Source organism: Segniliparus rugosus ATCC BAA-974, from assembly GCF_000185725.2.
Taxonomy (GTDB): Bacteria; Actinomycetota; Actinomycetes; order Mycobacteriales; family Mycobacteriaceae; genus Segniliparus; species Segniliparus rugosus.
This window is the reverse complement of the sequence record NZ_KI391953.1, coordinates 464,229-489,089: the sequence shown is the minus strand read 5'-3', so window position 1 is coordinate 489,089 and position 24,861 is coordinate 464,229. Positions and strand designations below refer to the sequence as shown.

At 66.2% G+C, this 24,861-nt stretch carries 22 protein-coding genes and 4 tRNA genes; 7 read left to right on the top strand and 19 right to left on the bottom strand.

Annotated elements, in window-relative coordinates:
- The first annotated feature begins 44 nt into the window (after positions 1–44).
- Positions 45–821 (top strand): acyl-[acyl-carrier-protein] thioesterase, encoded by a 777-nt coding sequence (locus HMPREF9336_RS02380; RefSeq protein ID WP_007471699.1) that lies wholly within the window; start codon positions 45–47, stop codon positions 819–821.
- A gap of 199 nt (positions 822–1,020) precedes the next feature.
- Here HMPREF9336_RS02380 and HMPREF9336_RS02375 read toward each other — a convergent pair whose 3' ends face one another.
- From HMPREF9336_RS02375 to HMPREF9336_RS02365, 3 genes are all read right to left on the bottom strand, one after another.
- Positions 1,021–1,587, bottom strand: a complete 567-nt coding sequence (locus HMPREF9336_RS02375; RefSeq protein ID WP_007471701.1) for a DUF3558 domain-containing protein — start codon at positions 1,585–1,587, stop codon at positions 1,021–1,023.
- Entirely contained in the window at positions 1,584–2,072 is a 489-nt protein-coding gene (locus tag HMPREF9336_RS02370; RefSeq protein ID WP_244431580.1) for a DUF3558 domain-containing protein, read from the bottom strand. Before HMPREF9336_RS02370 ends, HMPREF9336_RS02375 begins: the two co-directional genes overlap by 4 nt.
- A gap of 134 nt (positions 2,073–2,206) precedes the next feature.
- On the bottom strand, positions 2,207–2,737 hold the full coding sequence (locus HMPREF9336_RS02365) for a hypothetical protein (RefSeq protein ID WP_021029957.1): 531 nt from the start codon (positions 2,735–2,737) through the stop codon (positions 2,207–2,209).
- Positions 2,738–2,803: 66 nt separating this feature from the next.
- On the opposite strand from HMPREF9336_RS02365, the gene HMPREF9336_RS02360 reads away from it, so the two are divergent.
- Complete coding sequence (locus tag HMPREF9336_RS02360) at positions 2,804–3,877, top strand: SMI1/KNR4 family protein (RefSeq protein ID WP_021029956.1); 1,074 nt, start codon at positions 2,804–2,806, stop codon at positions 3,875–3,877.
- A gap of 68 nt (positions 3,878–3,945) precedes the next feature.
- Here the strand turns inward: HMPREF9336_RS02360 and HMPREF9336_RS02355 are convergent, their stop codons facing one another.
- From HMPREF9336_RS02355 to rplJ, 5 genes are all read right to left on the bottom strand, one after another.
- Positions 3,946–7,923: a DNA-directed RNA polymerase subunit beta' gene (locus HMPREF9336_RS02355; protein ID WP_007471709.1), complete on the bottom strand. Its 3,978-nt coding sequence runs from the start codon at positions 7,921–7,923 to the stop codon at positions 3,946–3,948.
- A gap of 27 nt (positions 7,924–7,950) precedes the next feature.
- Complete coding sequence (rpoB, locus tag HMPREF9336_RS02350) at positions 7,951–11,472, bottom strand: DNA-directed RNA polymerase subunit beta (protein WP_156920271.1); 3,522 nt, start codon at positions 11,470–11,472, stop codon at positions 7,951–7,953.
- A 425-nt stretch (positions 11,473–11,897) separates the two neighbouring features.
- On the bottom strand, positions 11,898–12,950 hold the full coding sequence (locus tag HMPREF9336_RS02345; RefSeq protein ID WP_007471713.1) for an ABC transporter ATP-binding protein: 1,053 nt from the start codon (positions 12,948–12,950) through the stop codon (positions 11,898–11,900).
- 233 nt (positions 12,951–13,183) lie between these two features.
- Positions 13,184–13,576, bottom strand: coding sequence for a 50S ribosomal protein L7/L12 (rplL, locus tag HMPREF9336_RS02340; RefSeq protein WP_007471715.1), 393 nt, complete (start codon positions 13,574–13,576; stop codon positions 13,184–13,186).
- Positions 13,577–13,676: 100 nt separating this feature from the next.
- Positions 13,677–14,201: a 50S ribosomal protein L10 gene (gene rplJ / locus HMPREF9336_RS02335; protein WP_007471717.1), complete on the bottom strand. Its 525-nt coding sequence runs from the start codon at positions 14,199–14,201 to the stop codon at positions 13,677–13,679.
- A 391-nt stretch (positions 14,202–14,592) separates the two neighbouring features.
- On the opposite strand from rplJ, the gene HMPREF9336_RS02330 reads away from it, so the two are divergent.
- From HMPREF9336_RS02330 to HMPREF9336_RS02320, 4 genes are all read left to right on the top strand, one after another.
- A complete protein-coding gene (locus HMPREF9336_RS02330) occupies positions 14,593–15,633 on the top strand; it encodes an alpha/beta fold hydrolase (protein WP_007471718.1) in 1,041 nt (346 codons plus the stop codon).
- A gap of 53 nt (positions 15,634–15,686) precedes the next feature.
- On the top strand, positions 15,687–15,893 hold the full coding sequence (locus HMPREF9336_RS18230; RefSeq protein WP_156920270.1) for a hypothetical protein: 207 nt from the start codon (positions 15,687–15,689) through the stop codon (positions 15,891–15,893).
- A 51-nt stretch (positions 15,894–15,944) separates the two neighbouring features.
- The gene (locus HMPREF9336_RS02325; RefSeq protein ID WP_007471720.1) at positions 15,945–17,429 is read left to right on the top strand and encodes an amidase; all 1,485 of its coding nucleotides are present in this window, start codon (positions 15,945–15,947) and stop codon (positions 17,427–17,429) included.
- Positions 17,430–17,534: 105 nt separating this feature from the next.
- Positions 17,535–17,960, top strand: coding sequence for a hypothetical protein (locus HMPREF9336_RS02320; protein ID WP_007471722.1), 426 nt, complete (start codon positions 17,535–17,537; stop codon positions 17,958–17,960).
- Positions 17,961–18,184: 224 nt separating this feature from the next.
- Here the strand turns inward: HMPREF9336_RS02320 and rplA are convergent, their stop codons facing one another.
- The 11 genes from rplA to HMPREF9336_RS02265 all read right to left on the bottom strand — a co-directional run bounded on the left by rplA (position 18,185) and on the right by HMPREF9336_RS02265 (position 24,251).
- A complete protein-coding gene (gene rplA / locus HMPREF9336_RS02315; RefSeq protein WP_007471724.1) occupies positions 18,185–18,892 on the bottom strand; it encodes a 50S ribosomal protein L1 in 708 nt (235 codons plus the stop codon).
- A 119-nt stretch (positions 18,893–19,011) separates the two neighbouring features.
- Positions 19,012–19,470: a 50S ribosomal protein L11 gene (rplK, locus tag HMPREF9336_RS02310; RefSeq protein ID WP_007471728.1), complete on the bottom strand. Its 459-nt coding sequence runs from the start codon at positions 19,468–19,470 to the stop codon at positions 19,012–19,014.
- A 66-nt stretch (positions 19,471–19,536) separates the two neighbouring features.
- Complete coding sequence (gene nusG, locus HMPREF9336_RS02305) at positions 19,537–20,373, bottom strand: transcription termination/antitermination protein NusG (RefSeq protein ID WP_040584562.1); 837 nt, start codon at positions 20,371–20,373, stop codon at positions 19,537–19,539.
- Between the two features lie 3 nt (positions 20,374–20,376).
- The gene (secE, locus tag HMPREF9336_RS02300) at positions 20,377–20,862 is read right to left on the bottom strand and encodes a preprotein translocase subunit SecE (RefSeq protein ID WP_007471732.1); all 486 of its coding nucleotides are present in this window, start codon (positions 20,860–20,862) and stop codon (positions 20,377–20,379) included.
- 64 nt (positions 20,863–20,926) lie between these two features.
- Positions 20,927–20,999 (bottom strand) — tRNA-Trp (locus HMPREF9336_RS02295).
- 161 nt (positions 21,000–21,160) lie between these two features.
- Positions 21,161–21,586 (bottom strand): MaoC/PaaZ C-terminal domain-containing protein, encoded by a 426-nt coding sequence (locus tag HMPREF9336_RS02290; protein WP_007471733.1) that lies wholly within the window; start codon positions 21,584–21,586, stop codon positions 21,161–21,163.
- The gene (hadA, locus tag HMPREF9336_RS02285; RefSeq protein ID WP_007471736.1) at positions 21,567–22,118 is read right to left on the bottom strand and encodes a (3R)-hydroxyacyl-ACP dehydratase subunit HadA; all 552 of its coding nucleotides are present in this window, start codon (positions 22,116–22,118) and stop codon (positions 21,567–21,569) included. Before hadA ends, HMPREF9336_RS02290 begins: the two co-directional genes overlap by 20 nt.
- Before the next feature lie 163 nt (positions 22,119–22,281).
- A complete protein-coding gene (locus HMPREF9336_RS02280; RefSeq protein ID WP_007471738.1) occupies positions 22,282–23,340 on the bottom strand; it encodes a fused (3R)-hydroxyacyl-ACP dehydratase subunits HadA/HadB in 1,059 nt (352 codons plus the stop codon).
- A 255-nt stretch (positions 23,341–23,595) separates the two neighbouring features.
- A tRNA-Met gene (locus HMPREF9336_RS02275) sits at positions 23,596–23,668 on the bottom strand.
- A gap of 92 nt (positions 23,669–23,760) precedes the next feature.
- Positions 23,761–23,832 (bottom strand) — tRNA-Thr (locus HMPREF9336_RS02270).
- Positions 23,833–24,167: 335 nt separating this feature from the next.
- Positions 24,168–24,251, bottom strand: a tRNA-Tyr gene (locus HMPREF9336_RS02265).
- A gap of 116 nt (positions 24,252–24,367) precedes the next feature.
- Here HMPREF9336_RS02265 and HMPREF9336_RS02260 point away from each other — a divergent pair.
- Entirely contained in the window at positions 24,368–24,859 is a 492-nt protein-coding gene (locus tag HMPREF9336_RS02260; protein ID WP_007471740.1) for a YajQ family cyclic di-GMP-binding protein, read from the top strand.
- The last annotated feature ends 2 nt before the right edge of the window (positions 24,860–24,861 follow it).

Below are 24,861 nucleotides of genomic sequence, written 5' to 3'. Positions count from 1 at the left end.
GTCGTGACCCCACCGAATCTTTTCTGTAAGGCGCATTCAACACTATGAGCGACTCGACGTTGACCGAGAAGGACCTGCTTGCACCGCTGGCTCCGCTGCCCGAAAACCCCGAGCTGTACTTCGAGGAGTCCTGGCGGGCGGGCCTCGGCGACGTGGACGTCTACCGCAGGGCGCGGCTCGACTCGGTGGCCCGCTACCTCCAAGACCTCGGCTACGACCACTTGCTCGCGGCGGGATTCGGCGAGATCCATCCGTACTGGGTGGTCCAGCGGACCCTGATCGAGGCGCAGTCCCCCGCGGCGGATCTGTTGCGCGAGACGTTGACCTTGCGCCGCTGGTGCTCTGGCATGGCCAAATTCTGGTGCAGCGTGCGCATCCAGGTCGTCGGGGACAAGGGGACGCACTTCGAGACCGAGGCCTTCTGGATCAACTTCAACAAGGAGACCAAGGGCCCGGCGCGCATCTCGGACGACTTCGTGGAGCGGTTCGGCCAGGCCACGGACAACCACCACCTGCGATGGAAGCCCCTCCTCTCGCCCGAGCCCCCGGCGGACGCGCAGGTATCGCCATGGCAGCTGCGCTCCACCGACATCGACCAGTTCCAACACGTCAACAACGCCGCCTACTGGGAGGCCGTCGAGCACCTGCTCCGAGGGACCGACCTGCTCTCCGGACGGTACCGCGCGATCATCGAGTACATCTCGCCGGTCCAGCCCGCCGAGCAGGTCACGCTCAGCTCGACGGTCGCAGGGAACGGGGCGGACGTCTGGTTCGTCGTTGACGGCAAGGCCAAGGCCGTCGCCAAGGTGATCCGGCTCTAACGCGCCGGTCCGGGGCGCGTCTTCGTCCACGGCCCGCTCGCCAATGCCCAGCTGTGGCGCAAGGCCATCCCCGCTCGCCGAGGCAGGCTTTCGCCGCCTTGCGATGAGCCTGCCCCTGGGAAGCCACAGCCTCCCCGCGCGAAGCCCGAAAGTTCTCCGCGCGAAGCCCGAAAGCGCTCACCCCGCCAAGGCCGGATGATCAGGTCCGGGTGTTCAGCGACTTCATCATCAGCTTGACCGCTTTGTCGCAGGAGTCCCCGCCGGAGCCGAAGACCGGCTGCACCCACCAGCCGATGATGCCCTTGCTCTCCGCGTTCGCCACGGCCCCGCAGGTCGAGAGTTCGCCGGGCGGATGCGCGAGAATGCCTTTCTGGCCGTCGAAATCGCGCCATTGGTTGTCGTATTTGAGGAAGTCCAGCGTGTCTTTCTCACGGTCGAGGTTGCCCGTCTCGAACCAATAGAACGTGACTTCCAACGGCTCGCCTCCCCCGAACACGCTCCACCGGCACACGGCCCCGTTGAACGTCGAGGCGCGGCTCTTCATGCCGAGCGCGTCGAGCATCTCCTGCTGGTTGAGCAGCTCGCACTCGTGCATGAGGTTGTCGTACGGATCGGCGGCCTGCTGGCGCACGGTGGTGTTGGTCGGCCCCGCGCTGCCCGCGTTGCCGCCGCAGCCCGCGACCAGGGCGGCCACGAGCGCCAGCGCCGCCGCGAGCCTGCCTCCCGCGAAGCCGGGCTTCGCCCCTTTTCTTGTCAGCCCGGTCATTTCTTCGCCCGATCGATGCTCATCTCCGCGAGCTGGCGCGTCCCCTCGCACCGGTCCTGGCCGGGGGCTAGCGCGCCGAGCTCGACGGACCATTCGATGAAGTCGTTGCCGAAGTCCACCCCAAGCTCGCACAACGCCTGCCCTTGGGTCGCCTGGTAGATCAAGAACCCAGGGTAGTTGCGGATCGAGATGTCTTTGACGCCGTCCCTGGTCTTGCCCTCCCAGGACTCCTCCCGCCCGATCGGGCTGCCCCGGTACCACGTGAACGAGGCCTGTTTGGTGCCCCCGATCGCCCACTGGCATGTCACCGAGTTGCGGAATTGGACCCTCGCGTTCGCGCCGCCGAGCTTCTGCGCGACCTCCTGCGGCGTGAGCCCGGCGCATTCTGCGAACATCGGCCCGTTCGGCTTCGCCTGCCCCGCAGGCGCGTTCGGGTCCGCCGGCTTCTTCGCCCCGTCCTCCGAACAGCCCGAAACGAGAAACACGCTCGCGCAGAGAGCCGCGAACACGCGCCAACTGCGCCTCTGGAATGCCTGCCGGTCGAAAATCATGTCCTCCGCATGGTACTCGGCTTGGCTGAGAGAAGCCTCATACAGACGTTCGCGCACGACTTCACCGGCTAGCTGGGGCAAAGGCCCATGAGCTTCTGCTCCGCGGCAGTGACCTGGTGGCTGGCGTCGTTCAACGCGCTAATGCTCCCGTTCTGCTTTTTCAGCAGGCCCGTCAGCCTGTCCAGGGCGTCCGTGTAGTTGGTCGTCGCGCTCCCCAACTCCTCGCTCGCGTCCACATTCGCGGCTTTCATCTGCGACGAAGCATCCCCGAGCGCGCCCAAAAGCTCGTCCACCTGGCCCTTCTCCGCTGTTCCCGAGCCGTTCAACGCGTCGACGAAAGCATTCCAGGCGACCAAGTACCGGACGTAGCCGATGATGAGCTGCGAGCACACCGCTTTCTGCGCCACCGCCGCCTTGCTCGACGACACCGAGGCCACGCTCGACGAGGAAGCCGCCAGGTACGAGGTGAGCGCGACGGGGTCGGGTTTGGCGTGCGTGGCCACCACCTTGGTGCAACTCGCCAAAAGCAAAACCGAGGACACGCATAGCCCCGCCGCGCGCCGACGATCCAATCCCAAGAACCGCTCCTTCGAACCCATGCTTGCAGCGTAACGCACTCCCGCTCCGCTGACTAGCGCCGAGGTCGCGTCGACTACGCTACCGCTGTGGCGGACTGGAGCAGGATTGATTGGGGCGTGCTGATCGATGCGCATAGGGAACAACTAGTCAGGCTCAAGGAGCTTGAGCCTGACTCTCCTCGCGTCGTCTCCGAGCCGAATCCCGGAGCCACCGAAGCCCAGCTCGAAGCTATGGAAGGTCGGCTCGGACGGTCCCTCGACCCGATCTACCGGTCGTTCCTTAAGACCGCGAACGGTTGGCCGCAGTTCGACGGGAGCACCTGGGGAGGCAGCGGTTCCGACCGTATCCTCGGCACCGAGGAATTCCGGACCCCGCGCGATGAAGGGCTCCGCGAATGGACGCAGGAGTTCTACGCGATCGTCGGGGAACGCAGCATGGCCGAGCTGGTCACCGAGTTCTTCTTCGGCGCCGACTGCCGAGCGGCGGGCGCCATCATCGATGTCAACGGCTCTGGCTACCGGGCGGGGCAGACCATCCTGTTCCGATCCGATATCCAGGAGAGCGAGAACTTCGCATTTTGGTTCGTAGAACAAACACTGTCGCTGAGCGACGAGGGACAGGCCATCCTTTGCAGCGCGCTCCCCGGGTTTCCCGATCTTGCCCCTCCTTCTGGGCTGATCGACCTTGTGGAGCGGACCATCCAGATCCGCGCGTGGTGGCACGAGCACAGCAACACCTCTTACACTCCACCAAACTCCGGGGCGACCGAGGCCGAGCTCCGAGAAGTGGAGCAGGCTCTCGGTTTTCCATTGGCCGAGGAGCATAAGGAGCTGCTGCGGATCGTCAATGGCTGCGCGAAGTTCTATCGCCACAACGACCTGCTCAGCACCCATGAAATCGCGGATAAGGCCCGCTGGGGCGAAGCGGCCTCGTACGCCGCCGATGGCGCAGTTCCCCTCGAAACGGAGTCCGGCGCACATCTTCGCGAGCCTTATTCCGGGATCACCACTTGGTCTCATCCAAGATGGAAGCTCATCCGTCAGAATCGCGCCACCACCTATAACAACCCCATTGCCCTCAACGATCTGATGCTGCAGAGATCCAAACCATTCCACCGCGAGCACGCCATACGCGAGATCCTCCAACGCGCGATGCGGTGAACTGTGCGTCATAAACATGGAAAGGCCCCCGGCGAACCGGGGGCCTTTCCATGTTCCGACTCAGCGCATCACTGGTATTCGCTGAAGTCGTAGTCGTCCAGCGGGACCGCCGGGCCGGAGTGGCTGTAGCGGGCGGAGCTGTAGTCCACGCCGTAGTCCGCGTCCGAGCCGTAGTAGCCGTCCGCGAAGCTGGGCAGCGAGTACGCCGCGGCCTTGGCGGCCTCGGTCGGCTGGACCTCGATCTGCCGGTAGCGGGCGACGCCCGTGCCGGCCGGGATCAGCTTGCCGATGATCACATTCTCCTTCAGGCCGATGAGCTTGTCGGAGCGGGTGTTGATCGCGGCGTCCGTGAGCACGCGGGTGGTCTCCTGGAAGGAGGCCGCCGACAGCCACGAGTCGGTCGCGAGCGAAGCCTTCGTGATGCCCATGAGCACCGGGCGGCCCGCCGCGGGCTCGCCGCCCTCGGCGACGATCCGACGGTTCTCCGCCTCGAACTCGCCGCGCTCGGTGAGCGAGCCCGGCAGGAACTCCGAGGAGCCCGAGTCGATGATCGTGACCCGGCGCAGCATCTGGCGCACGATGACCTCGATGTGCTTGTCGTGGATCGACACGCCCTGGCTGCGGTAGACCTCTTGGACCTCGTGGACCAAGTGGATCTGCACCTGGCGCGGGCCCATGACGCGCAACACCTCGTGCGGGTCGGACGAGCCCTCCAAGAGCTGCTGGCCGACCTCGACGTGCGAGCCGTCCGCGAGGACCGACTCCGAGCCGTCCGCGCCGCGCAGCACCTTCAACCGCTGACGCTTCGAGAGCTTGTCGTACACGACCTCTTCGCCGCCGTCGTCCGGGATGATCGTGATCCGGTAGAACCGGTCCTCGTCCTCCAGGCGGATCCGGCCGGAGACCTCCGCGATGGGGGCCTTCGCCTTGGGCACGCGTGCCTCGAAAAGCTCCTGGACGCGGGGCAGACCGCCGGTGATGTCCTCACCGACACCACCCTGGTGGATGGTGCGCATGGTCAGCTGGGTGCCGGGCTCGCCGATGGACTGCGCGGCGACGATGCCGACGGCCTCGCCGATGTCCACCAGCTTGCCGGTGGCCATGGAGCGGCCGTAGCACTTCGCGCAGACGCCGTTGCTCGTGGTGCAGGTGAGCACCGAACGGACCTTGATCTGCGAGATGCCCGAGGCGATGAGCTCGTCGATCGTCGCGTCCCGCACGTCCGCGCCGCGCTCGGCGACGACGTTGCCCTGCTCGTCCAGCACGTCCGAGGCCAGGGTGCGGGCGTAGGCGCTGGTCTCCACGTGCGGCTCGCGGATGAGCGCGCCGTCGAAGCCCTTGGTCGCGATGGTGACGTTGATGCCGCGCTCGGTGCCGCAGTCGGACTCGACCACGATCACGTCCTGCGACACGTCGACCAGACGACGGGTCAGGTAACCCGAGTCGGCGGTGCGAAGCGCCGTGTCCGCAAGGCCCTTGCGGGCGCCGTGGGTGTTGATGAAGTACTCCAACACCGTCAGGCCCTCGCGGAAGGAGGACTTGATCGGACGCGGGATGAACTCGCCCTTCGGGTTGGTCACCAGGCCCTTCATGCCCGCGAGGGTGCGGGTCTGGGTCATGTTGCCCGTCGCGCCGGACTTCACGATCACGATGATCGGGTTGTCGTCCGGGTAGTGCGCCTCAAGCGCCGCGCCGACCTCTTCGGTGGCCTGCTTCCAGATCTCGACCAGACCGTCGCGACGCTCCTCCGAGGTGAGCGCGCCGCGCTGGAACTTGCGCTCCAGGCTGTCCGCGCGGGACTCGTAGGTGTCGAGGATCTCCCGCTTGTTCGGCGGCACGAGCACGTCGGCCATCGAGACGGTGACCCCGGAGCGGGTCGCCCAGTGGAAGCCGGCGTCCTTGAGCTTGTCAACGGTCTGCGCGACCACGATCATCGGGTACCGCTCGGCGAGGTCGTTGATGATGACCGCCTGGCGCTTCTTGAGCATAAGCTCGTCCACGAACGGGTAGTCCGACGGCAGCAGCTCGTTGAACATCACCCGTCCGAGTGTGGTGTGCGCGGTCCACGCCTGGCCTCGCGTCCAGCCATCGGGGAAAAGCTCGGCCTCGAGCTTCGCGTCCGGGCGCTGGTCGGTCAGCCGGATCTTGATCGGGGCCTGCACCGACAGCGCGCCCCGGTCCAGGGCCATGATGGCCTCGGCCGGGCTGGAGTACACGCCTTCCTCCGGCTGGTCCTTCGCCGCCGCCTTGTAGGCTCCGAGCGCGTCGTCCTTCTTGAGGGTCAGGGTGTAGAGCCCGGTGACCATGTCCAGACGGGGCATGGCGAGCGGGCGGCCCGAACCCGGCGAGAGGATGTTGTTCGAGGACAGCATGAGGATGCGGGCCTCGGCCTGCGCCTCCGCGGAGAGCGGGAGGTGCACGGCCATCTGGTCGCCGTCGAAGTCCGCGTTGAACGCCTCACAGACCAGCGGGTGCAGCTGGATGGCCTTGCCCTCCACCAGCTGCGGCTCGAAGGCCTGGATGCCGAGGCGGTGCAGCGTCGGCGCGCGGTTGAGGAGCACCGGGTGCCCGGCGATGACCTCTTCGAGGACGTCCCACACCTGCGGGCGCTGCCGCTCGACCATCCGCTTGGCGGACTTCACGTTCTGCGCGTGGGAGAGGTCGACGAGCCGCTTCATGACGAACGGCTTGAACAGCTCCAGCGCCATGAGCTTCGGCAGGCCGCACTGGTGCAGCTTGAGCTGCGGGCCGACCACGATGACCGAACGGCCGGAGTAGTCGACGCGCTTGCCGAGCAGGTTCTGGCGGAACCGGCCCTGCTTGCCCTTGAGCAAATCGGACAGCGACTTGAGCGGACGGTTGCCCGGCCCGGTGACCGGACGGCCCCGGCGGCCGTTGTCGAAGAGCGCGTCCACCGACTCCTGCAGCATCCGCTTCTCGTTGTTGACGATGATCTCCGGGGCGCCAAGCTCGATGAGCCGCTTGAGGCGGTTGTTCCGGTTGATCACACGGCGGTAGAGGTCGTTGAGGTCGGAGGTGGCGAACCGCCCGCCGTCGAGCTGCACCATCGGGCGCAGCTCCGGCGGGATCACCGGCACCGCGTCGAGCACCATGCCGAGCGGGCTCTTGCCCGTGGCCTGGAACGCCGCGATGACCTTGAGCCGCTTGAGCGCCCGGAGCTTCTTCTGCCCCTTGCCCGAACGGATGGTCTCGCGCAGGATGTCCGCCTCCGCGTCGATGTCGAGGTTCTCGATCAAGGTCTTGATCGCCTCGGCGCCCATCGAGCCGGAGAAGTACTCGCCGTAGCGGTCGATGATCTCGTTGTAGAGGGTCTCGTCCACGATCATGTCGCGCGGGGCGAGCTTGACGAAGGTCGTCCAGATCTCGTCCAGGCGGTCGAGCTCGCGCTGCGCCCGCTCGCGGATGTGGCGCATCTCGCGCTCGCCCGCGTCGCGGACCTTGCGCTTGGCCTCGGCCTTCGCGCCTTCGCCCTCAAGCTCGGCGAGGTCGGCCTCCAGCTTCTGCGCGCGCTCCTCGAGGTCGACGTCGCGCTGGTCGGTGACGCCCTTCTTCTCCACGACCATCTCCGCCTCGAGGGTGGAAAGCTCGTTGTGGCGCATCTCCGTGTCCACGGAGGTGATCACGTACGCCGCGAAGTAGATGATCTTCTCCAGATCCTTCGGGGCGAGGTCGAGCAGGTAGCCGAGGCGGCTGGGCACGCCCTTGAAGTACCAGATGTGGGTCACCGGGGCGGCGAGCTCGATGTGGCCCATCCGCTCGCGGCGGACCTTGGCCTTGGTGACCTCCACGCCGCAGCGCTCACAGATGATGCCCTTGAAGCGAACCCGCTTGTACTTGCCGCAGTAGCACTCCCAGTCCCGGGTCGGGCCGAAGATCTTCTCGCAGAAGAGGCCGTCCTTCTCGGGCTTGAGGGTCCGGTAGTTGATGGTCTCCGGCTTCTTCACCTCGCCGTAAGACCAGCGGCGGATGTCCTCCGCGCCGGCGAGGCTGATGCGGAGCTCGTCGAAGTAATTGACGTCGATCACTCGTGTATTCCTATCTATCAGCTCTTATCAGCGGGCGAGGTCGTCGACGGTGGCCTGCTCCCGGCGGGAGAGGTTGATGCCGAGCGAGGCCGCCGCGCGGTCCAGATCGTCGTCGTCGGTGTCGCGCATCTCGATCGCGGCCCCGTCCTTGGACAAGACCTCGACGTTCAGGCACAGCGACTGAAGCTCCTTGAGGAGAACTTTGAAGGACTCGGGAATGCCCGGCTCGGGGATGTTCTCGCCCTTGACGATGGCCTCGTACACCTTCACGCGTCCGACCACGTCGTCCGACTTGATGGTGAGCAGCTCCTGCAGGGTGTAGGCGGCGCCGTATGCCTGCATGGCCCAGCACTCCATCTCGCCGAACCGCTGGCCGCCGAACTGCGCCTTGCCGCCGAGTGGCTGCTGGGTGATCATCGAGTACGGGCCGGTGGAACGCGCGTGGATCTTGTCGTCCACCAAGTGGTGCAGCTTCAGGATGTACATGTAGCCGATCGCCACCGGGTGCGGGAACGGCTCGCCGGAGCGGCCGTCGAACAAGGTCGCCTTGCCGTCGGGGCCGACGAGGACCTCGCCGTCCCGGTTCGGGATCGTGGAGGACAACAGGCCCTGCAACTCCTCTTCCCGCGCCCCGTCGAAGACCGGGGTCGCGGCGCGGGAGTTCGGCGGTGCCGAGAGCGCGTCCTCTGGGAGGTTCTGCGCCCACTCGGGCAGGCCGTTCTCGTCGTCCACCTTCCAGCCGGTCTTGGCGATCCAGCCGAGGTGCGCCTCGAGGATCTGGCCGATGTTCATACGGCGCGGCACGCCGTGGCTGTTGAGGATGATGTCCACCGGGGTGCCGTCCGGCATGAACGGCATGTCCTCGATCGGCAGGATCTTGCCGATGACGCCCTTGTTGCCGTGGCGGCCGGCGAGTTTGTCGCCGTCCTGGATCTTGCGCTTCTGCGCCACGTAGACCCGGACCAGCTCGTTCACGCCCGGAGGTAGCTCGTCGTCGTCCTCGCGGGAGAACACGCGGATGCCGATGACCTTGCCGGACTCGCCGTGGGGGACCTTCAGGGACGTGTCGCGGACCTCGCGGGCCTTCTCGCCGAAGATGGCGCGCAAGAGGCGCTCCTCCGGAGTCAGCTCGGTCTCGCCCTTCGGGGTGACCTTGCCGACCAGCACGTCGCCGTCGCGGACCTCCGCGCCGATGCGGATGATGCCGCGCTCGTCCAGGTCCGCGAGGACCTCATCGGAGACGTTCGGGATGTCGCGGGTGATCTCCTCGGCCCCGAGCTTGGTGTCACGGGCGTCGATCTCGTACTCCTCGATGTGGATCGAGGTGAGCACGTCCTCCTCCACGAGGCGCTGCGACAGGATGATCGCGTCCTCGTAGTTGTGGCCTTCCCACGGCATGACCGCGACGAGCAGGTTCTTGCCCAGCGCCATCTCGCCGTTCTCGGTGCAGTGCCCGTCCGCGAGGACCTGGCCCTTCTCGACCCGCTGGCCCTCGTCCACGATGGGACGCTGGTTCGCGCAGGTGCCGTGGTTGGACCGGGCGAACTTGCGCAGGCGGTGGGTCTTGCGGGAGCCGTCGTCCGCCATCACGGTGATGTAGTCGGCGGAGACCTCCTCGACCACGCCCGTCTTGTCGGTGACGATGACGTCGCCCGCGTCGATGGCGGCGCGCAGCTCCATGCCGGTCCCGACGAACGGGGACTCGCTTCGGATCAGCGGCACGGCCTGGCGCTGCATGTTCGCGCCCATCAAGGCGCGGTTCGCGTCGTCGTGCTCGAGGAACGGGATCATCGCGGTCGCGACGGACACCATCTGCCGGGGCGAGACGTCCATGTAGTCGACCTCGGCGGAGCTGACGAACTCGACTTCGCCGCCCTTGCGGCGAACCAGCACGCGCTCTTCGAGGAACTTGCCCTGCTCGTCCAACGGCGAGTTGGCCTGCGCCACGACGTAGCGGTCCTCCTCGTCGGCGGTGAGGTAGTGGATCTCGTCGGTGACCTTGCCGTCGACGACCTTGCGGTACGGCGTCTCGATGAAGCCGAACGGGTTCACCCGCGCGAAGACCGAGAGCGAGCCGATCAGACCGATGTTCGGGCCTTCCGGGGTCTCGATCGGGCACATCCGGCCGTAGTGGGACGGGTGCACGTCGCGGACCTCCAGGCCCGCGCGCTCGCGGGAGAGGCCGCCGGGGCCGAGCGCGGAGATGCGCCGCTTGTGGGTCAGGCCCGACAGCGGGTTGTTCTGGTCCATGAACTGGGAGAGCTGGCTGGTGCCGAAGAACTCCTTGATCGCGGCGACCACGGGGCGGATGTTGATCAGGGTCTGCGGCGTGATGGCCTCCACGTCCTGGGTGGTCATCCGCTCGCGGACCACGCGCTCCATGCGCGAGAGGCCAACGCGGATCTGGTTCTGGATCAGCTCGCCGACCGTGCGCAGGCGCCGGTTGCCGAAGTGGTCGATGTCGTCCACCTCGACCGGGACCTCGGAGCCGCCGGGCGGGGTCATCGTCTCCGGAATGCCGGGAGTGGCCTCGTGCAGGCGCACCAGGTACTCGATGGTGGCCGCGATGTCCTCGACGGTGAGCGTGGTGACGTGCGAGGCCACGACGTCGTTGAGGCCCAGCTTCTTGTTGAGCTTGTAGCGGCCGACACGGGCGAGGTCGTAGCGCTTCTCCTGGAACAGCAAGTTGTCCAACAGTGCTTGCGCGCCTTCGCGGGTCGGGGGCTCGCCCGGACGCAGCTTGCGGAAGATGTCCAAGAGGGCCTCGTCGGTGCCCGCGATGTTGTCCTTCTCCAACGTGGTCATGACGATCTCGGAGAAGCCGAAGCGCTCCACGATCTGCTCGTTGGTCCAGCCGAGCGCCTTGAGCAGGACGGTGACGGGCTGACGGCGCTTGCGGTCCACGCGCACGCCGACGGTGTCGCGCTTGTCCACGTCGAACTCCAGCCACGCGCCTCGGCTCGGGATGACCTTCACCGAGTGCAGCGTCTTCTCGGTGGACTTGTCGATGGTGTCGTCGAAGTACACGCCGGGGCTGCGGACGACCTGGGACACCACGACGCGCTCGGTGCCGTTGATGATGAAGGTGCCCTTCTCGGTCATCATCGGGAAGTCGCCCATGAACACGGTCTGGCTCTTGATCTCGCCGGTGTTGTTGTTGATGAACTCGGCGGTGACGAACAGCGGGGCCGCGTAGGTCATGTCCTTGTCCTTGCACTCCGCCTCGGAGGCTTTCACCTCGTCGAAGCGGGGCTCGGAGAAGGAGAGGGACATCGAGCCGGAGAAGTCCTCGATCGGGGAGATCTCGTTCAGCACGTCCTCGAGGCCAGAGGTGGGCTTGCCTTGGCCGTTGAGGTGCTCGCCCCGCTCAAGGGACCGCTCGCGCCACCACGGCGCGCCGATCAACCAAGCGAACGAGTCGGTCTGCACATCGAGCAGGCCGGGGACCTCAAGAGGTTCGCGGATCTTCGCGAATGAGACTCGACGAGGGGCTCCGGGGTGGCCTGCTTTTGTTTGGCGAGAGACTGCCAAAATGCGTCCTTCCAGCACTATTGTGGCGGCAGGCCCCAGAGCCCGTCGCCGTCGCGTCATTCACTCAGCTGTGATGCTGAATCGGTTTCCGGCGCGCTCCTCGTTGCCCCTCCCACGCGACCGCCTTCCAAACCTGCTGCGGCCGCCACGCCTGGCGCAGGCGCGGCCTGGGAGTGGCCCAGCAGGGAAAACGGTGAATGGACGTGCATCATCGAGCGCAAGGCTTCAGAGTACCACAGATTGCGGCACTCCGCACCCCCCTCGGTGTGATTTGCGTCTGCGCCCGGGCCGATGATGCCGACCCTGCGCCGCATGTGCTGTCTAGCTTGCACTGTGATCGCGCCCGCGTCAAGCGACACGGCGCATAGCCTACATCATATCTTGGGGCGGCTTCCCGGCGTGGCTCGCGGGCGGGAGCCGCGCCGGACGCTGCTCCGATCCCGTCAGACGGCCTGGCTCGCCTTCGGGGCCGCTGCGGTCGAGCCGTTGCCTCGGCCCTCCGCCGCGGCCGCGGCCTCCTCGTCCGCCCAGCTGCGCCGGATCGCCTCCTGCGCGTTGGGCGGCAGCCCCGGCAGCATGCCCTGCAACCGCTCCTTGCGGCGGGCGACCGCCTTGCGGAACGGCAAGCCCGGCGTCGCCTGCATCTGCGGGATGATGCCTTCGATCTCCTCGGCGCCGCCGTGGTGCATACCGGCGTCGACCAGCGCCTGCTCCTGGGCCATCTGCGCCTCGTCCTTCTCCTCGGACATGCCGATCGGCCCGATCATCCTGCCGTTGAGGAACTGCTTGACCGAGGGCTCCTCGCTGGTGAGCAGCACCTCGCGCGGTCCGAACATGACCAGGTTGCGCCGGTAGAGCATCCCGATGTTGTCCGGCACCGTCCGCGCCAGGTTGATGTTGTGCGTGACGATCAGGATCGTCGCGTCGATCTCGGCGTTGATGTCGAGGAACAACTGGCTGATATAGGTCGTGCGCACGGGGTCGAGGCCGGAGTCCGGCTCGTCGATCAGAATGATCTCCGGGTCGAGCACCAACGCCCTGGCCAGGCCCGCGCGCTTGCGCATACCGCCGGAGATCTCGCCCGGCAGCTTGTTCTCCGCGCCGGAGAGGCCCACCAGCTCGAGCTTCTCGAGGACGATCCGCTTGATCTCGCTCTCGTTCTTCTTGGTGTGCTCGCGCAACGGGAACGCCGTGTTGTCGAAGATGTTCATCGAGCCGAACAGCGCGCCGTCCTGGAACAGCACGCCGAACATCTTGCGGATGTCGTACAGCCGCTTGGTGGTGCACCGCATGATGTCGGTGCCGTCGATGAGGATCTCCCCGTGCTCCGGTCGCAACAGGCCGATGAGCGACTTCAAGAAGACGGACTTCCCCGTGCCCGAGGGGCCGAGCAGGACGCTGACCTCACCCGGCGGCAAAGTCAACGTGACGTCCTGCCAGATGTTCTGCGAACCGAAGGACTTGGTCAGGTCCTTGACGACCACCTCGACGCCCAAACTACCGCCTCTTGCTTTCTCTTGCTCTCTCCGTTGCAAAAACTTGGACCGGACTTACGCCCCGATGGGTGTAGATGCTACCAGACCACGCTTTTCTGTTCCCAGGCACTCATTCTCGCACGGCGGTGTCTGAAATCACAAATCGTAGTTGCAACGCCGAGTCCGCCGAACCCCGAGACGATTTGAGGCCTGCCACCGCGCGGTGGCAGGCCTCAAACGGCTCAGAGCGATGCTCACTTGAGGGAGATCGTCGCCCCAGCCTCTTCCAGCTTCGCCTTGGCGGCCTCGGCGGCCTCCTTGGAAACCTTCTCCAGAACCGGCTTCGGAGCGGCCTCGACGAGGTCCTTGGCCTCCTTCAGGCCCAGGGCGGGGACGACCTCGCGGACGACCTTGATGACCTGGATCTTCTTGTCGCCGGCGGAGTCGAGGATGACGTCGAACTCGTCCTGCTCGGCAGAGGCCTCAGCCGCAGCGGCGCCCGGAGCGCCACCGGGGGCGGCGACGGCGACCGGAGCGGCGGCGGTGACGCCGAAGACGTCCTCGAACTGCTTCACGAACTCGGACAGCTCGATGAGGGTGAGCTCCTTGAACGCGTCGATGAGCTCGTCAGTGCTGAGTTTGGCCATGATGGCCTTCCTTTCCTATATCGGGGCTTGAAGCCCCTGGTCTTGCGGATGTTGGATGAAAACGATGCCGTGCGCTGCTCGCGCTTCAATCGCCAGCGGGCTAGTTGCCAGCTTCCTGCTTCTGGTCGGCGAGCGCCTGCGAGAGGCGGGCCACCTGAGACAGCGGCGCGTTGAGCAGGCCCAGCGCGGAGCCGAGCGCGCCCTTGATGGCGCCAGCCACTTTGGCGAGCAGCACTTCGCGGCTCTCCAGGTCGGCGAGCTTGATGACCTCTTTCTCGTTCAGGACCGCGCCGTCCAAGTAGCCGCCCTTGACCACAAGGGCCTGGTTCTCCTTGGCGAAGCCCTTGATCACCTTCGCGGCCTCGACGATGTCGCCGTTCACGAACGCCACGGCGGTGGGCCCGACGAACAGCTCGTCGACCCCCGTGACGCCCGCGTCTGCGGCAGCGCGCTTGACCAGCGTGTTCTTCGCGACCAGGTAGGTCGTCTCCCGACCGAGGTCGGTGCGCAACTTGGTGAGCGAGCTCATCGTCAGACCCCGGTACTCGGTGACAATGGCAGCATTCGCCTCCTCGAACCGCTTGGCGATATCAGCGACCTTTTCGACCTTTTCGATTTTGACCAACGGGCCGCCTCCTTTCTCATGTCAAGCGGACAACCGAGCACTGCGCGGCCACGCGACGAGAGGGAGGGAAGGAAAGAATGAGGACGGCGCAAAGGCGTAAAGAGGCGACCGTCCGTCCGGGGCGGCAAAAACCGCTCCTGAGGGAGGCGTCCGGCACTCGTTTTCCCCTGCGCTGGCCAACAGTCCGAATCCTATGATCCGGACGCATTTTTCAATCCCCGAAACCAAGTTGTGACTCCCACCGCGTTGACGGTGAACGGAATCTTAACTTAAGCTGTCTCGCAGATGACCGAGCGGTCTTCGGTTGAACTTCTTCGGATGCGCCGACCAGTTCCAGCTGTGCAACAGCTCTGCCGATCGACTCGCTCATGATAGTGAGGACTGTCTGATAATGCAAACCACCATCACGGAGCCCCGCCCCGGCTTCCCCCACGGGCTCGACGGGCTCGCCCCGCAAGCTCGCGAGCGTAGCCTGTGGGGGGCGCCCCAGGTGCGGCACGGCTTCGCGGAGGTGGCGACGCACGACAGCGTCCTCCGGCTCGCCTACGAGGACTGGGGCGACCCGGCGGACGATGCCGTGCTGCTCATCATGGGCCTCGGCGCGCAATTGACGTTCTGGCCCGAGCTTTTCTGCGAGATGCTGGTCGACGCGGGCTACCGCGTCGTCCGGTTCGACAACCGGGACGTGGGCCTTTCGACGAAACTGCCCGAGCTCCAAGCCCCAGGCCCGCGCTGGATGCGCCTCCTGCGCTGCCAGCTCGGGCTGGCCAGCCGCGTGCCCTACACGCTCGAGGACATGGCGAGCGACGCGCAAGGCGTGCTCGACGCCCTCGGGATCGAGCGCGCGCATATCGTCGGGGCTTCGATGGGCGGGATGATCGCGCAGGTCTTCGCGGGCACGCGGCCCGACCGGACCGCGAGCCTGAGCCTGCTGTTCACCACCGCCGTGCAGCGTTTCTTCGCGCCGCCGACCCCCGCGACGCTCGCGAAGCTCCGCGACGCGCCCGACCCCGAGGCCACGCTGGAGCAGCGGATCGACTTCAAAGTCCGCACCATGGCGCACTCCGCGGGCCCGCACTACCCGTACCCGGAGGACGAGCTGCGCGAGGCCATCGCGACCTCGTTCCAGCGCTGCGACGACTCCACCGGCCTATTGCGCCAGCTCGACGCGATCTGCGGCACCGGCGACCTGCGCCGCTACCACGGCGGGATCACCGCCCCGGTCACGGTGATCCACGGCAGCGCCGACCCGCTCATCCCCTGCCGCAACGGGCGGGCGCTGGCGAAGTGGCTCCCCGGAGCCACGCTCACCGTCTTCGAGGGCATGGGCCACGCCCTGCCGCCCGCGCTCCTGCCGGACATCGCCCAGACCCTGTTCGCGAACTTCGAGCGGGCCGCCTCCCTGGCGCCGGCGCGCAGCTCCCAGCTCTGAGCCACGTATCGCCTCCGCCTTCTCCTCTGCCGAGCAGGGCCAAGCCTAAAGTCATGGCCGAATTGGCCACGGCGAACGTCGTCCCGTTCATAGTCGTCATAGTCGGCGTTGTCCAAGGGGCATACCGGCTCGGTCCTTGTCGGGGCCGTTCCCCTGGGACGAGGGCGGAAGACGCGCTGCCTCCAAAGCGGCGCTTCGCCGCCGAAGCCTTCGCGCTGCTGCGGCAATTGCGCGCTGAGCACGAGGCATGCGCCCGCTGACCCTGATATGGCGGCCGCCGCGCCGTCGCCCGATGTGATTAGAGTGGCTTCATGGCACTCACCTTCGGCGAATACTCCTCCTACGACGCGCTCGGCCTCGCCGAACTCGTCCGAACCGGACAGGCCACGCCCGCCGAACTGCTCGACGCGGCGCTCGCCCGGCTCGAAGCCGTCGACGGCACGCTCAATTCGGTGGTCCACCGGCACGAGGCGTGGGCGAGGAAAAGGGCGCAGGGCCAGCTCGACGGGCCGTTCGCGGGTGTGCCGTTCCTTCTGAAGAACCTGCACCAACAGCTCAAGGGTTGGCCGGACGACTCCGGGAGCCGCGCTTTGCGCGGGCAAATCGCCTCCTTCACCTCTCCGACGGTCGCGCGCTGGCTGGCCGCGGGCCTCGTGCCGTTCGGCCAGACCAATAGCCCGGAGTTCGGCTCCAAGGGAGTCACCGAGCCCGAGCTGCACGGCCCGACGCGCAACCCATGGAACCCCGACCGCTCCCCAGGCGGGTCCTCCGGCGGTTCCGCCTCGGCGGTCGCGGCGGGCGTCGTGCCCGCCGCCGGGGCGAGCGACGGCGGCGGCTCGATCCGGATTCCGGCTTCCTGGGCGGGGCTGTTCGGGCTCAAGCCCGGCAGAGGCCTCGTGCCCGAGGCTCCTGTGGCCCCGGAGGCGTTCCACGGCTACGCCACCCAAGGGGTGCTCTCGCGCAGCGTCCGCGACAGCGCCGCCCTCCTCGACGTGACCATCGCCGCCGAACGCGCCGAGTCCTACCTTTCCGCGTTGCCGCAGCGTCCTCTGCTCCAGGAAGTCGGAGTCGATCCCGGCAAGCTTCGGATCGGCTTCAGCCACGCTTCGCCGCTGCGCCCGGAAGGCGCGAGCGCAGACGCTGTCGAGGCGGTGAGCACTGCGGCGAAGCTCGCCGAATCCCTCGGCCATCACGTCGAGGAAGCTGGGCCGGGCATCAACTGGACCGAACTGGCCGAGGAGTTCTTGACCCTCTGGTTCTCCTCAGCCGCCTACAATCTCGCGGAGCTCGACCGGCTCGGCTTCGACATCTCCGAAGTCGAAGTGGACAATCGGATCCTCGCCGCGCTCGGCGCGGGAGTGAAGGCGACCGACTTGTTCCGGGCGCGGCAGCGTTGGCATGACCAGACCGTCGCGCTCACCAGATTCTTCGACGACTACGACCTCTTCCTGACCCCGACCGCCGCCGAGGCTCCGCCGAAGATCGGCTCGCTGGACACGCCCGCCGCGTTGGCCAAACTTTCCGGACACGTCCTCAACCTGCGTGGCGGCGGGCTGCTCGCCGCCACGGGCATCCCGCGCAAGGTGATCATGACGAACTACCGGACCGTGCCGTACACGCAGCTCGCGAACGTGACCGGCCGCCCCGCGATGAGCGTGCCGCTGCATTGGACCTCGAGCGGGCTGCCGATCGGCGCGCAATTCGTCGGGCCGCTCGGCTCCGAGCCTCTGTTGATCCGCCTCGCCGCGCAGTTGGAAGAGGCCCAGCCGTGGAAAGACCGCCGACCCGCGCTCTAGTTGCGCCAGGCCCGAGGAGGGACGGCTGTCGGCGGACGACGCATGTGTGACAAGTATTTTCTAGTATCGGCTACCGAAGCCAGAGAACCCACGTAGGATCGGGACATGCGGAAATATCGGCTCCGCCTCCTCCTCGCGTCCGCGCTCGTCGCGAGCGGGGCCGCCGCGCCCCTCGTCGGGCATGCGCACGCCGATCCGGACGAGCTGGATAATCCGCTCGGATACGACCACATGACCGCGACGTCGGCTTCCGCGCCGACTCCATCGCCGACCCCGTCGCCGAGCGCGCAGTCGGGCCCGCGAGTCGTCGACATTCCGCGACTGGATCGGCCCCCGCCCCATGCTGACGCGACCAATCAGAATATCCCCGGCCCGTTGACGTTCGACGTTGCTCCGAACGGAAACGCGAACATCCCGACCATGGCGGACCCTCGGTATCCTTTGCCGTTCGGCGTGGCCCCGAATGGAGCCCCCTACGCCGTCGCCCCGCCCACCTTCGGCGTGGCCCAGCCGGGCGGCTCCCACCCCTGAGCGCAGGACACGCCGAAGGTCGGGGCAACGCGGGCGAACCAACTGCCAGCCATGCAGCGCCGGTCCTCCTTCCGCCCGAAGCGCGCTGTTGACTCGCGCGCCAGGCCGGTTCCGAGGCCCCCTGCCGACGACTGGGGAACTGTGGATGACCGATTCGGCTGTCCACAGGTGAGAACGGCGAAAGCCCCCGGCCATTGGCCGGGGGCTTTCGCGACGCCTGAGGCTCAGGCCTCCAACAGGGCGCGGGTCCGGGTCGGGTCGACCAGGATGGACGGCCCCATCGTCGTCGTCACGGCGATCTTCTTGAGGTAGCGGCCCTTCGCGGCGGCGGGCTTCGAGCGGGTCACCTCGTCGAGGATGGCCCCGTAGTTCTCGACCAGCTGCTCCTTGGAGAAGGATGCCTTGCCGACCACCACGTGCAGGTTCGAGTGCTTGTCCACGCGGAAGGTGATCTTGCCGCCCTTGATGTCGGCGACCGCTTTGGAGACGTCAGCGGTCACGGTGCCGGTCTTCGGGTTCGGCATGAGGCCGCGAGGGCCGAGGACGCGGGCGACGCGCCCGACCTTCGCCATCTGGTCGGGGGTCGCGATGGCCGCGTCGAAGTCGACCCAGCCGCCCTGGATGCGCTCGATCAGCTCGTCGGAGCCGACCGCGTCCGCGCCAGCCTGCTCGGCCTGGACGGCCTTCTCGCCGACCGCGAAGACGATGACCCGCGCGGTCTTGCCCGTGCCGTGCGGCAGGTTCACCGTGCCCCGGACCATCTGGTCCGCCTTGCGGGGGTCGACGCCCAGCCGGAAGGCGACCTCGACGGTGGCGTCGAACTTCACCTTGCTGGTCTGCTTCGCGAGGTCGAACGCCGCGAGCGGGCTGTACAGCTCGTCCTTGGTGACGAGTTCGGCTGAGGCGCGGTACGCCTTGGACTGCTTGCTCATTGTGGAACTTCCTTACTTATGGGAGGTTGTGTGGTGTGTGCTGTTGGTCTTGCTCCTCGCAAGCTCGTCACAACACGCGAGCCGAAGCGGGCTCTCCCACGGTGGTTTTGGCTGTTCTGCTAGGCGGGCTGGTCGACCGTGACGCCCATCGACCGGGCGGTGCCCGCGATGATCAGCGCGCCGTGCTCGACGTCGTAGGCGTTCAGGTCGGGGAGCTTGACCTTCGCGATCTCCTTGACCTGGTCCCAGCTCAAGTGCCCGACCTTGGTGCGGTGCGGGACGCCGGAGCCCTTCTGCAGGCCGGCGGCCTTGAGGATCAGCTTCGCGGCGGGCGGGGTCTTGAGGATGAAGTCGAAGGAACGGTCCTCGTACACGGTGATCTCCACCGGGACGACCGTGCCCTTCTGCGCCTCGGTCGCGGCGTTGTAGGCGCGGCAGAACTCCATGATGTTCACGCCGTGCTGGCCGAGCGCCGGGCCGATCGGGGGCTTGGGGTCGGCCTGGCCTGCCTGGATCTGCAGCTTGATGAGGCCGGCGACTTTCTTCTTCTTGCCGCCGGAGGCGGGTGCGGGTGGCATGTTGTTGTCTCCTTGGTTGTTCTTTGTCTCTGCGCTGTGTTTCGAGTCTTGCGTTTCGACCGCTCGTTAGATCTTGGTGACCTGGTTGAAGGAGAGCTCCACCGGAGTCTCCCGACCGAAGATCGAGACCAAGACCTTGAGTTTCTGCTGCTCGGCGTTGATCTCGCTGATCGAAGCCGCCAAGTTGGCGAAAGGCCCGTCGTTGACGGTGACCGACTCGCCGACCTGGTAGTCCACCAGCGCGACCGGCGCGATGGCCGCCGCGAAGCCGTCGCCTTGCTTCGCCTTCGCGGCAGGGGCGGTCTTCTTGGGCTCTTGGCGAGGCAGCAAGAACTTCACCACGTCGTCGAGGGTCAGCGGCGTGGGACGCGACGTGCCGACGAAGCCCGTCACGCCGGGGGTGTTGCGCACCGTGCTCCACGACTCGTCGTTCAGGTCCATCCGCACCAGGATGTAGCCGGGGAGGATCTTGCGGTTCACCAGCTTGCGCTGGCCGTTCTTGACCTCGGTGACCTCTTCGGTCGGCACCTCGATCTGAAAGATGTAGTCGGCGACGTCGAGGTTGTGCACCCGGTTCTCCAGGTTGAGCTTCACCTTGTTCTCGTATCCGGCGTAGGAGTGCACGACGTACCACTTGCCAGGGGCGCGCCGCAGCTTCGCCTTCAGGGCAGCCGCAGGATCCTCGTCCTCTTCCTCGGAGTCTTGGACCTCGGCCTGGCCGGCCTCAGGGGCGGCTTCGTCGGACGCATCGACGGCAGCGTCGACAGCAGCGGAGCCGTCAGCCGAGTCGACCAGCTCCTCTTGGTCGACCACGGCCAGGTCGTTGTCCTGCTCCGCCTGCTCGTTCTGCTCAGTCACAAAATCTTCCTTCCGTGCAACGTCACTGTCATCACTCTGCGTCATGTCTTATCCCAGCAGCCACAACGCCAGCTTCGCGAAGCCGATGTCGAGAAGTGCGACGAAGGAGACGACGACGGCCACGAAGATGATGACGATGACCGTGTAGGAGACCATCTGCCGCCGCTGCGGCCAAATCACCTTCGAAAGCTCGGCGATAACCTCGCGGAAGAACTGCACCACCACCGCGAACGGGTTGCGGGAGCGTCCGCCGCTCGCGCGTTTGGCTTTCTTTCCCTCTTTGGAGTCCTTCGCGGGCCGACGCTCGGCCGCGTCCCCCGACTCCTCGGCGGCGGCCCTGCGCCGGGCGCGCTTGCCCGTGGGCCGCGCGGCTGCGCTGTCGTCCTCGGCGAAGTCGTCGTCCTCGTCGGACTGACGCTCCCGCCGAGCGGGAACACGAGAGGCGGCCTGCGGCTCGTCTTGCGACAGGTCTGCAGACCCCGAGGCAGCTTCGAGCTCGCCGTCTTCGACGGAGGCTCCGCTTTTCTCGCTCACTTCTTCCTCTCGATCAGGGTTCTACGCTTGCTCGACCGCCGACGTTCGGCGAGGCGACCAGATGCAGGGGCGACAGGATTCGAACCTGCGACCTGCGGTTTTGGAGACCGCTGCTCTACCAACTGAGCTACACCCCTCTGAGCTGGCCATCGCCAGCCGCAAGTAGTCGCCGGAGCCGGGGACGTTTCCGCGCGCTGGCTTGCGCCCAGCACAGAACCATCCTCGACACCAAGGCAGTAATTCTAGCGGAAAATACCGGGAGACACCAATCGGCTTCGAGGAAGGGCCCTGCGGCGGCTCAGGCGAACTGGACCGACGCGAGCGACTTGCCGAAGATTTTCTTGCCCGCGCTGGTGGCGGCGACCTGGACGACGCCTCGGCGCGTCTGAGGGTCCAGCGACTTCACCTTGCCGGTGAATTCCAGCTGCGCGGGCTTGTTCGCGTATACGAGGACCGGGCTGACGAATCGGACATCGAACTCGAGCAGGCCCGCGCTGCTGCCGATCCACTCCGAGATGTAGCTCGACGCGTAACCCATGGTGAGCATGCCGTGCGCGATGACCGTGTCGAACCCGCCCGCCTTGGCGATCTCCTCGTGGAAGTGGATCGGGTTGGCGTCGCCGACGACTCCGGCGTAGTTCACGAGGTCGCCACGGGTGACCCGGTACTGGGCAGCCGGAATTTCGTCTCCGACCTGGATATCGTCAAAAGATCGAACGGCCATGCATCATCACATCCCTCACAAGTTCCTTGAGCGACTCTTCCATCACTGCGCCGGTGTAGCCCGCGACCTTGGTGTAGCCGACCAGCACCACTTCTTCTGTGCCCCAGATCCGACCGATGTTCTCGGTCTCGACGATATCGACGCCCACCGCCTGGCGCATGCTCAACATCGTCACCGAACATTCCAGCCGCTCGCCGGCGCAGATGGGGCGCTTGAAGCTGAAGCGCTGCTCGGCCTGCACGGTCTGGCTCAGGTCGTAGTCCTTGACGATGTGCTCGAACAGCCGCTCCTGCATGAGCAGGCCGATGATCGAGGCGAACGTCGGCGGAGCGACGAGGGACGGGAATCCCGCCGCGCGCGCGGCCTCTTCGTCGTGGTGAATGGGGTCGAAATTGCGCACCGCCTTCGCGAAGGCGCGAATCTGCTCCCTGCCGAGTTCGTAATAATCGGGCAGGATGTACGTCTTGCCGACGAAGTCCGGGTAAGGAACCGTGTTATCCGTGGCTCGTGGCTTCTCGCTCGTCTCTGGCACGTCGGGCAATGTACTCTCAAAACCCCTCGATCCACTAGTAAGGCTCGCCTAACTTACAAGCCGAGGGCGGGCTATTCGAACCGAAAAATATCCGCTTAGCTGGGCTAACGCTAAAATTAGCTGAGCTAACGCCAAAACGAGGTGGCGTTTGCCCAGTTCGGCCTTACGCGAACTGGATCGTCGCCAGAGCCTTGCCGAAAATCTTCTTCTCGTTCGCCACCGCCGTGAGCGCCACGACGCCGGTGCGGGTGGCCGCGTCGAGGGAGCGGATCTTCCCCGAGAACACGATCTCCGCCGCCGAATCGGCGGGGACGAGCACGGGGCTCACGAACCGGACGTCGTACTTCTTCACCGCAGAAGGGTCGCCCGCCCACCCGTTGAGGTAGGTCGCCCCGTAGCCCATGGTGAGCATGCCGTGGGCGATCACGGTGTCGAACCCCGCAAGGCCCGCCACTTTGTCGTGCCAGTGGATCGGGTTGCGGTCCGCCGCGATCCCGGCGTAGTTGATCAAGTCGCCGCGCGACACCCGGATCGACCGCTGCGGGAGGTCGGCCCCTGCCGTCACTTCCTCGAACTTCGGGGCCAGGCTCGGCGGCAACGGCGTCGCCTCGGCGGACTCCGGCCACAGGACCCGGTCGGGCGACTCCTGGCAGATGGCCTCCTTCGCCCCCTCTTTGAGCGCCGCGTCGTACTGCTTCGCGTGCATCATCACGTCGTCGGCCAGCCGCGCGACGTTGTCGTCCATGACCTCCCCGGTGCGCGCGGCGAGCGTCGTCCAGCCGGTGAGCACGGGCTCCCCGGTGTCCCAAAGGAACGCCGAGTTCTTCGTCTCGGTGATGTCCGCGCCGAGGCTCGACCGGAAGCTCGTGACCTCCACCTCGCAGCGCACCTTGTCGCCCGCGTAGAACGGCCGGTGGTAGATGAACCGCTGCTCCGCCTGGACCATCGGGCCGGGGATGTAGTTGAGCGCAGAGAACATGGCCTCTTGGATCCTGATGCCGTACGCGGCGGGGAACGTCAACGGGGCGATCAAACCAGGGTGCCCGGCCTTCTTCGCCGCAGCCTCGTCCCAGTGGAACGGGTGGTAGTCCTGGACCGCTTTCGCGTAGTCGCGGATCACCTCACGGCAGATCTCGTAGTAATCCGGATGGACATAGTGATAGCCCACATGCTCGGACAAGTCGCGGAACGGCGCGCCATTGCGCTCCAAGTTGTCTGACATTCGCACATTCTATCTACTCAGGACTGCGGCCCCGCTCGGGGCGACGCGCAGTCGACGACCTCCGCGTCTCATCGCAGGCTTTTGCGCAGAGCCGCGGCCTCTGGTGCCGACCGCCGCTCCGGTGCGCACAGACTACAGCACGAAGACGCTCTGCCGGTCCGCCGCGCCGATTGCGCAAGACGGGGCCGCGCATCTGCGGCAATAGCGATTTCGAGCAAAGAACCCTGTGCGGAAAGCCACGAAAATGATCCCTCGTAGCGGTGGCCGGACTTGAACCGGCGACACAGCGATTATGAGCCGCTTGCTCTACCACCTGAGCTACACCGCCATGGGCGCCCTCGAGGTTTCAGCCCGACCGAGGGCAAAAACTTCATGGGGTCCATCGCCCCGCGCCGGGCATTGGGAATGGCCCTGCGGGAGAGCCCCCGAGCGGAATCGAACCGACGACCTCTTTCTTACCAAGAAAGTGCTCTACCACTGAGCTACGGGGGCATGTCTGCCTCTTCAATTATTCCGCCCCAAGTGCCTCTTTCTTGCCAAGACGGCGCTCTCTGACCACTGAGGCCGCGGGGGCGTGCCTGCCTATTCGATTATTCCGCCCCAAGTGCCTCTTTCTTGCCAAGACGGCGCTCTCTGACCACTGAGGCCGCGGGGGCGTGCCTGCCTATTCGATTATTCCGCCCCGAGCGCCTCTTTCTTGCCAAGACGGCGCTCTCTGACCACTGAGGCCGCGGGGGCGTGCCTGCCTCTTCACAGGCATGCTTGCCTATTCGATTGTGCTTCGCGCCCAGTGATGGGCACGACCCTCGGCCATGCTGGTCGAGGGTTGGTGGCAGATGTAGGATTCGAACCTACGTAGCTTGCGCGACGGATTTACAGTCCGCTCCCATTGGCCGCTCGGGCAATCTGCCAGGTGCGCACCCGCTCGTTGGTGCGCAGAGCATAGTAGCAGGAACGCCGGGCCGAACGCCACTTGATACAGGCAGTAGTCTGTGACCTGCAAAGAATGACCACTAGGAGGTATCCCATGGCCGATTCGTCCTTCGACATCGTCAGCAAGGTCGACCGCCAAGAGGCCGACAACGCCGTGAACCAGGCGGCGAAGGAACTCGCGACCAGGTTCGACTTCCGAGGCGTCGACGCGACCATCGCCTGGACCGGCGACGAGACCTTGCTGCTCTCCGCGCAGACCGAGGAGCGCGTGAAAGCCGCGGTCGAGGTGTTCAAGGAGAAGCTGATCAAACGGGGCCTGTCGCTGAAGGCCGTGAAGTTCGACGACCCCGCGCCGTCCGGCAAGATCTACCAGGTGAAGGCCGCTCTCAAGCAGGGCATCGACCAGGAGCAGGCCAAGAAGATCGGCAAGAAGATCCGCGACGAGGGCCCGAAGGGCATCCGCGTGCAAGTCCAAGGCGACGAGTTGCGCGTCTTCAGCAAGAAGCGAGACGACTTGCAGGCGGTCATCGCCCTGGTCAAGGGCAGCGATTTCGACGTTGCCCTGCAATTCACCAACTACCGGTAATC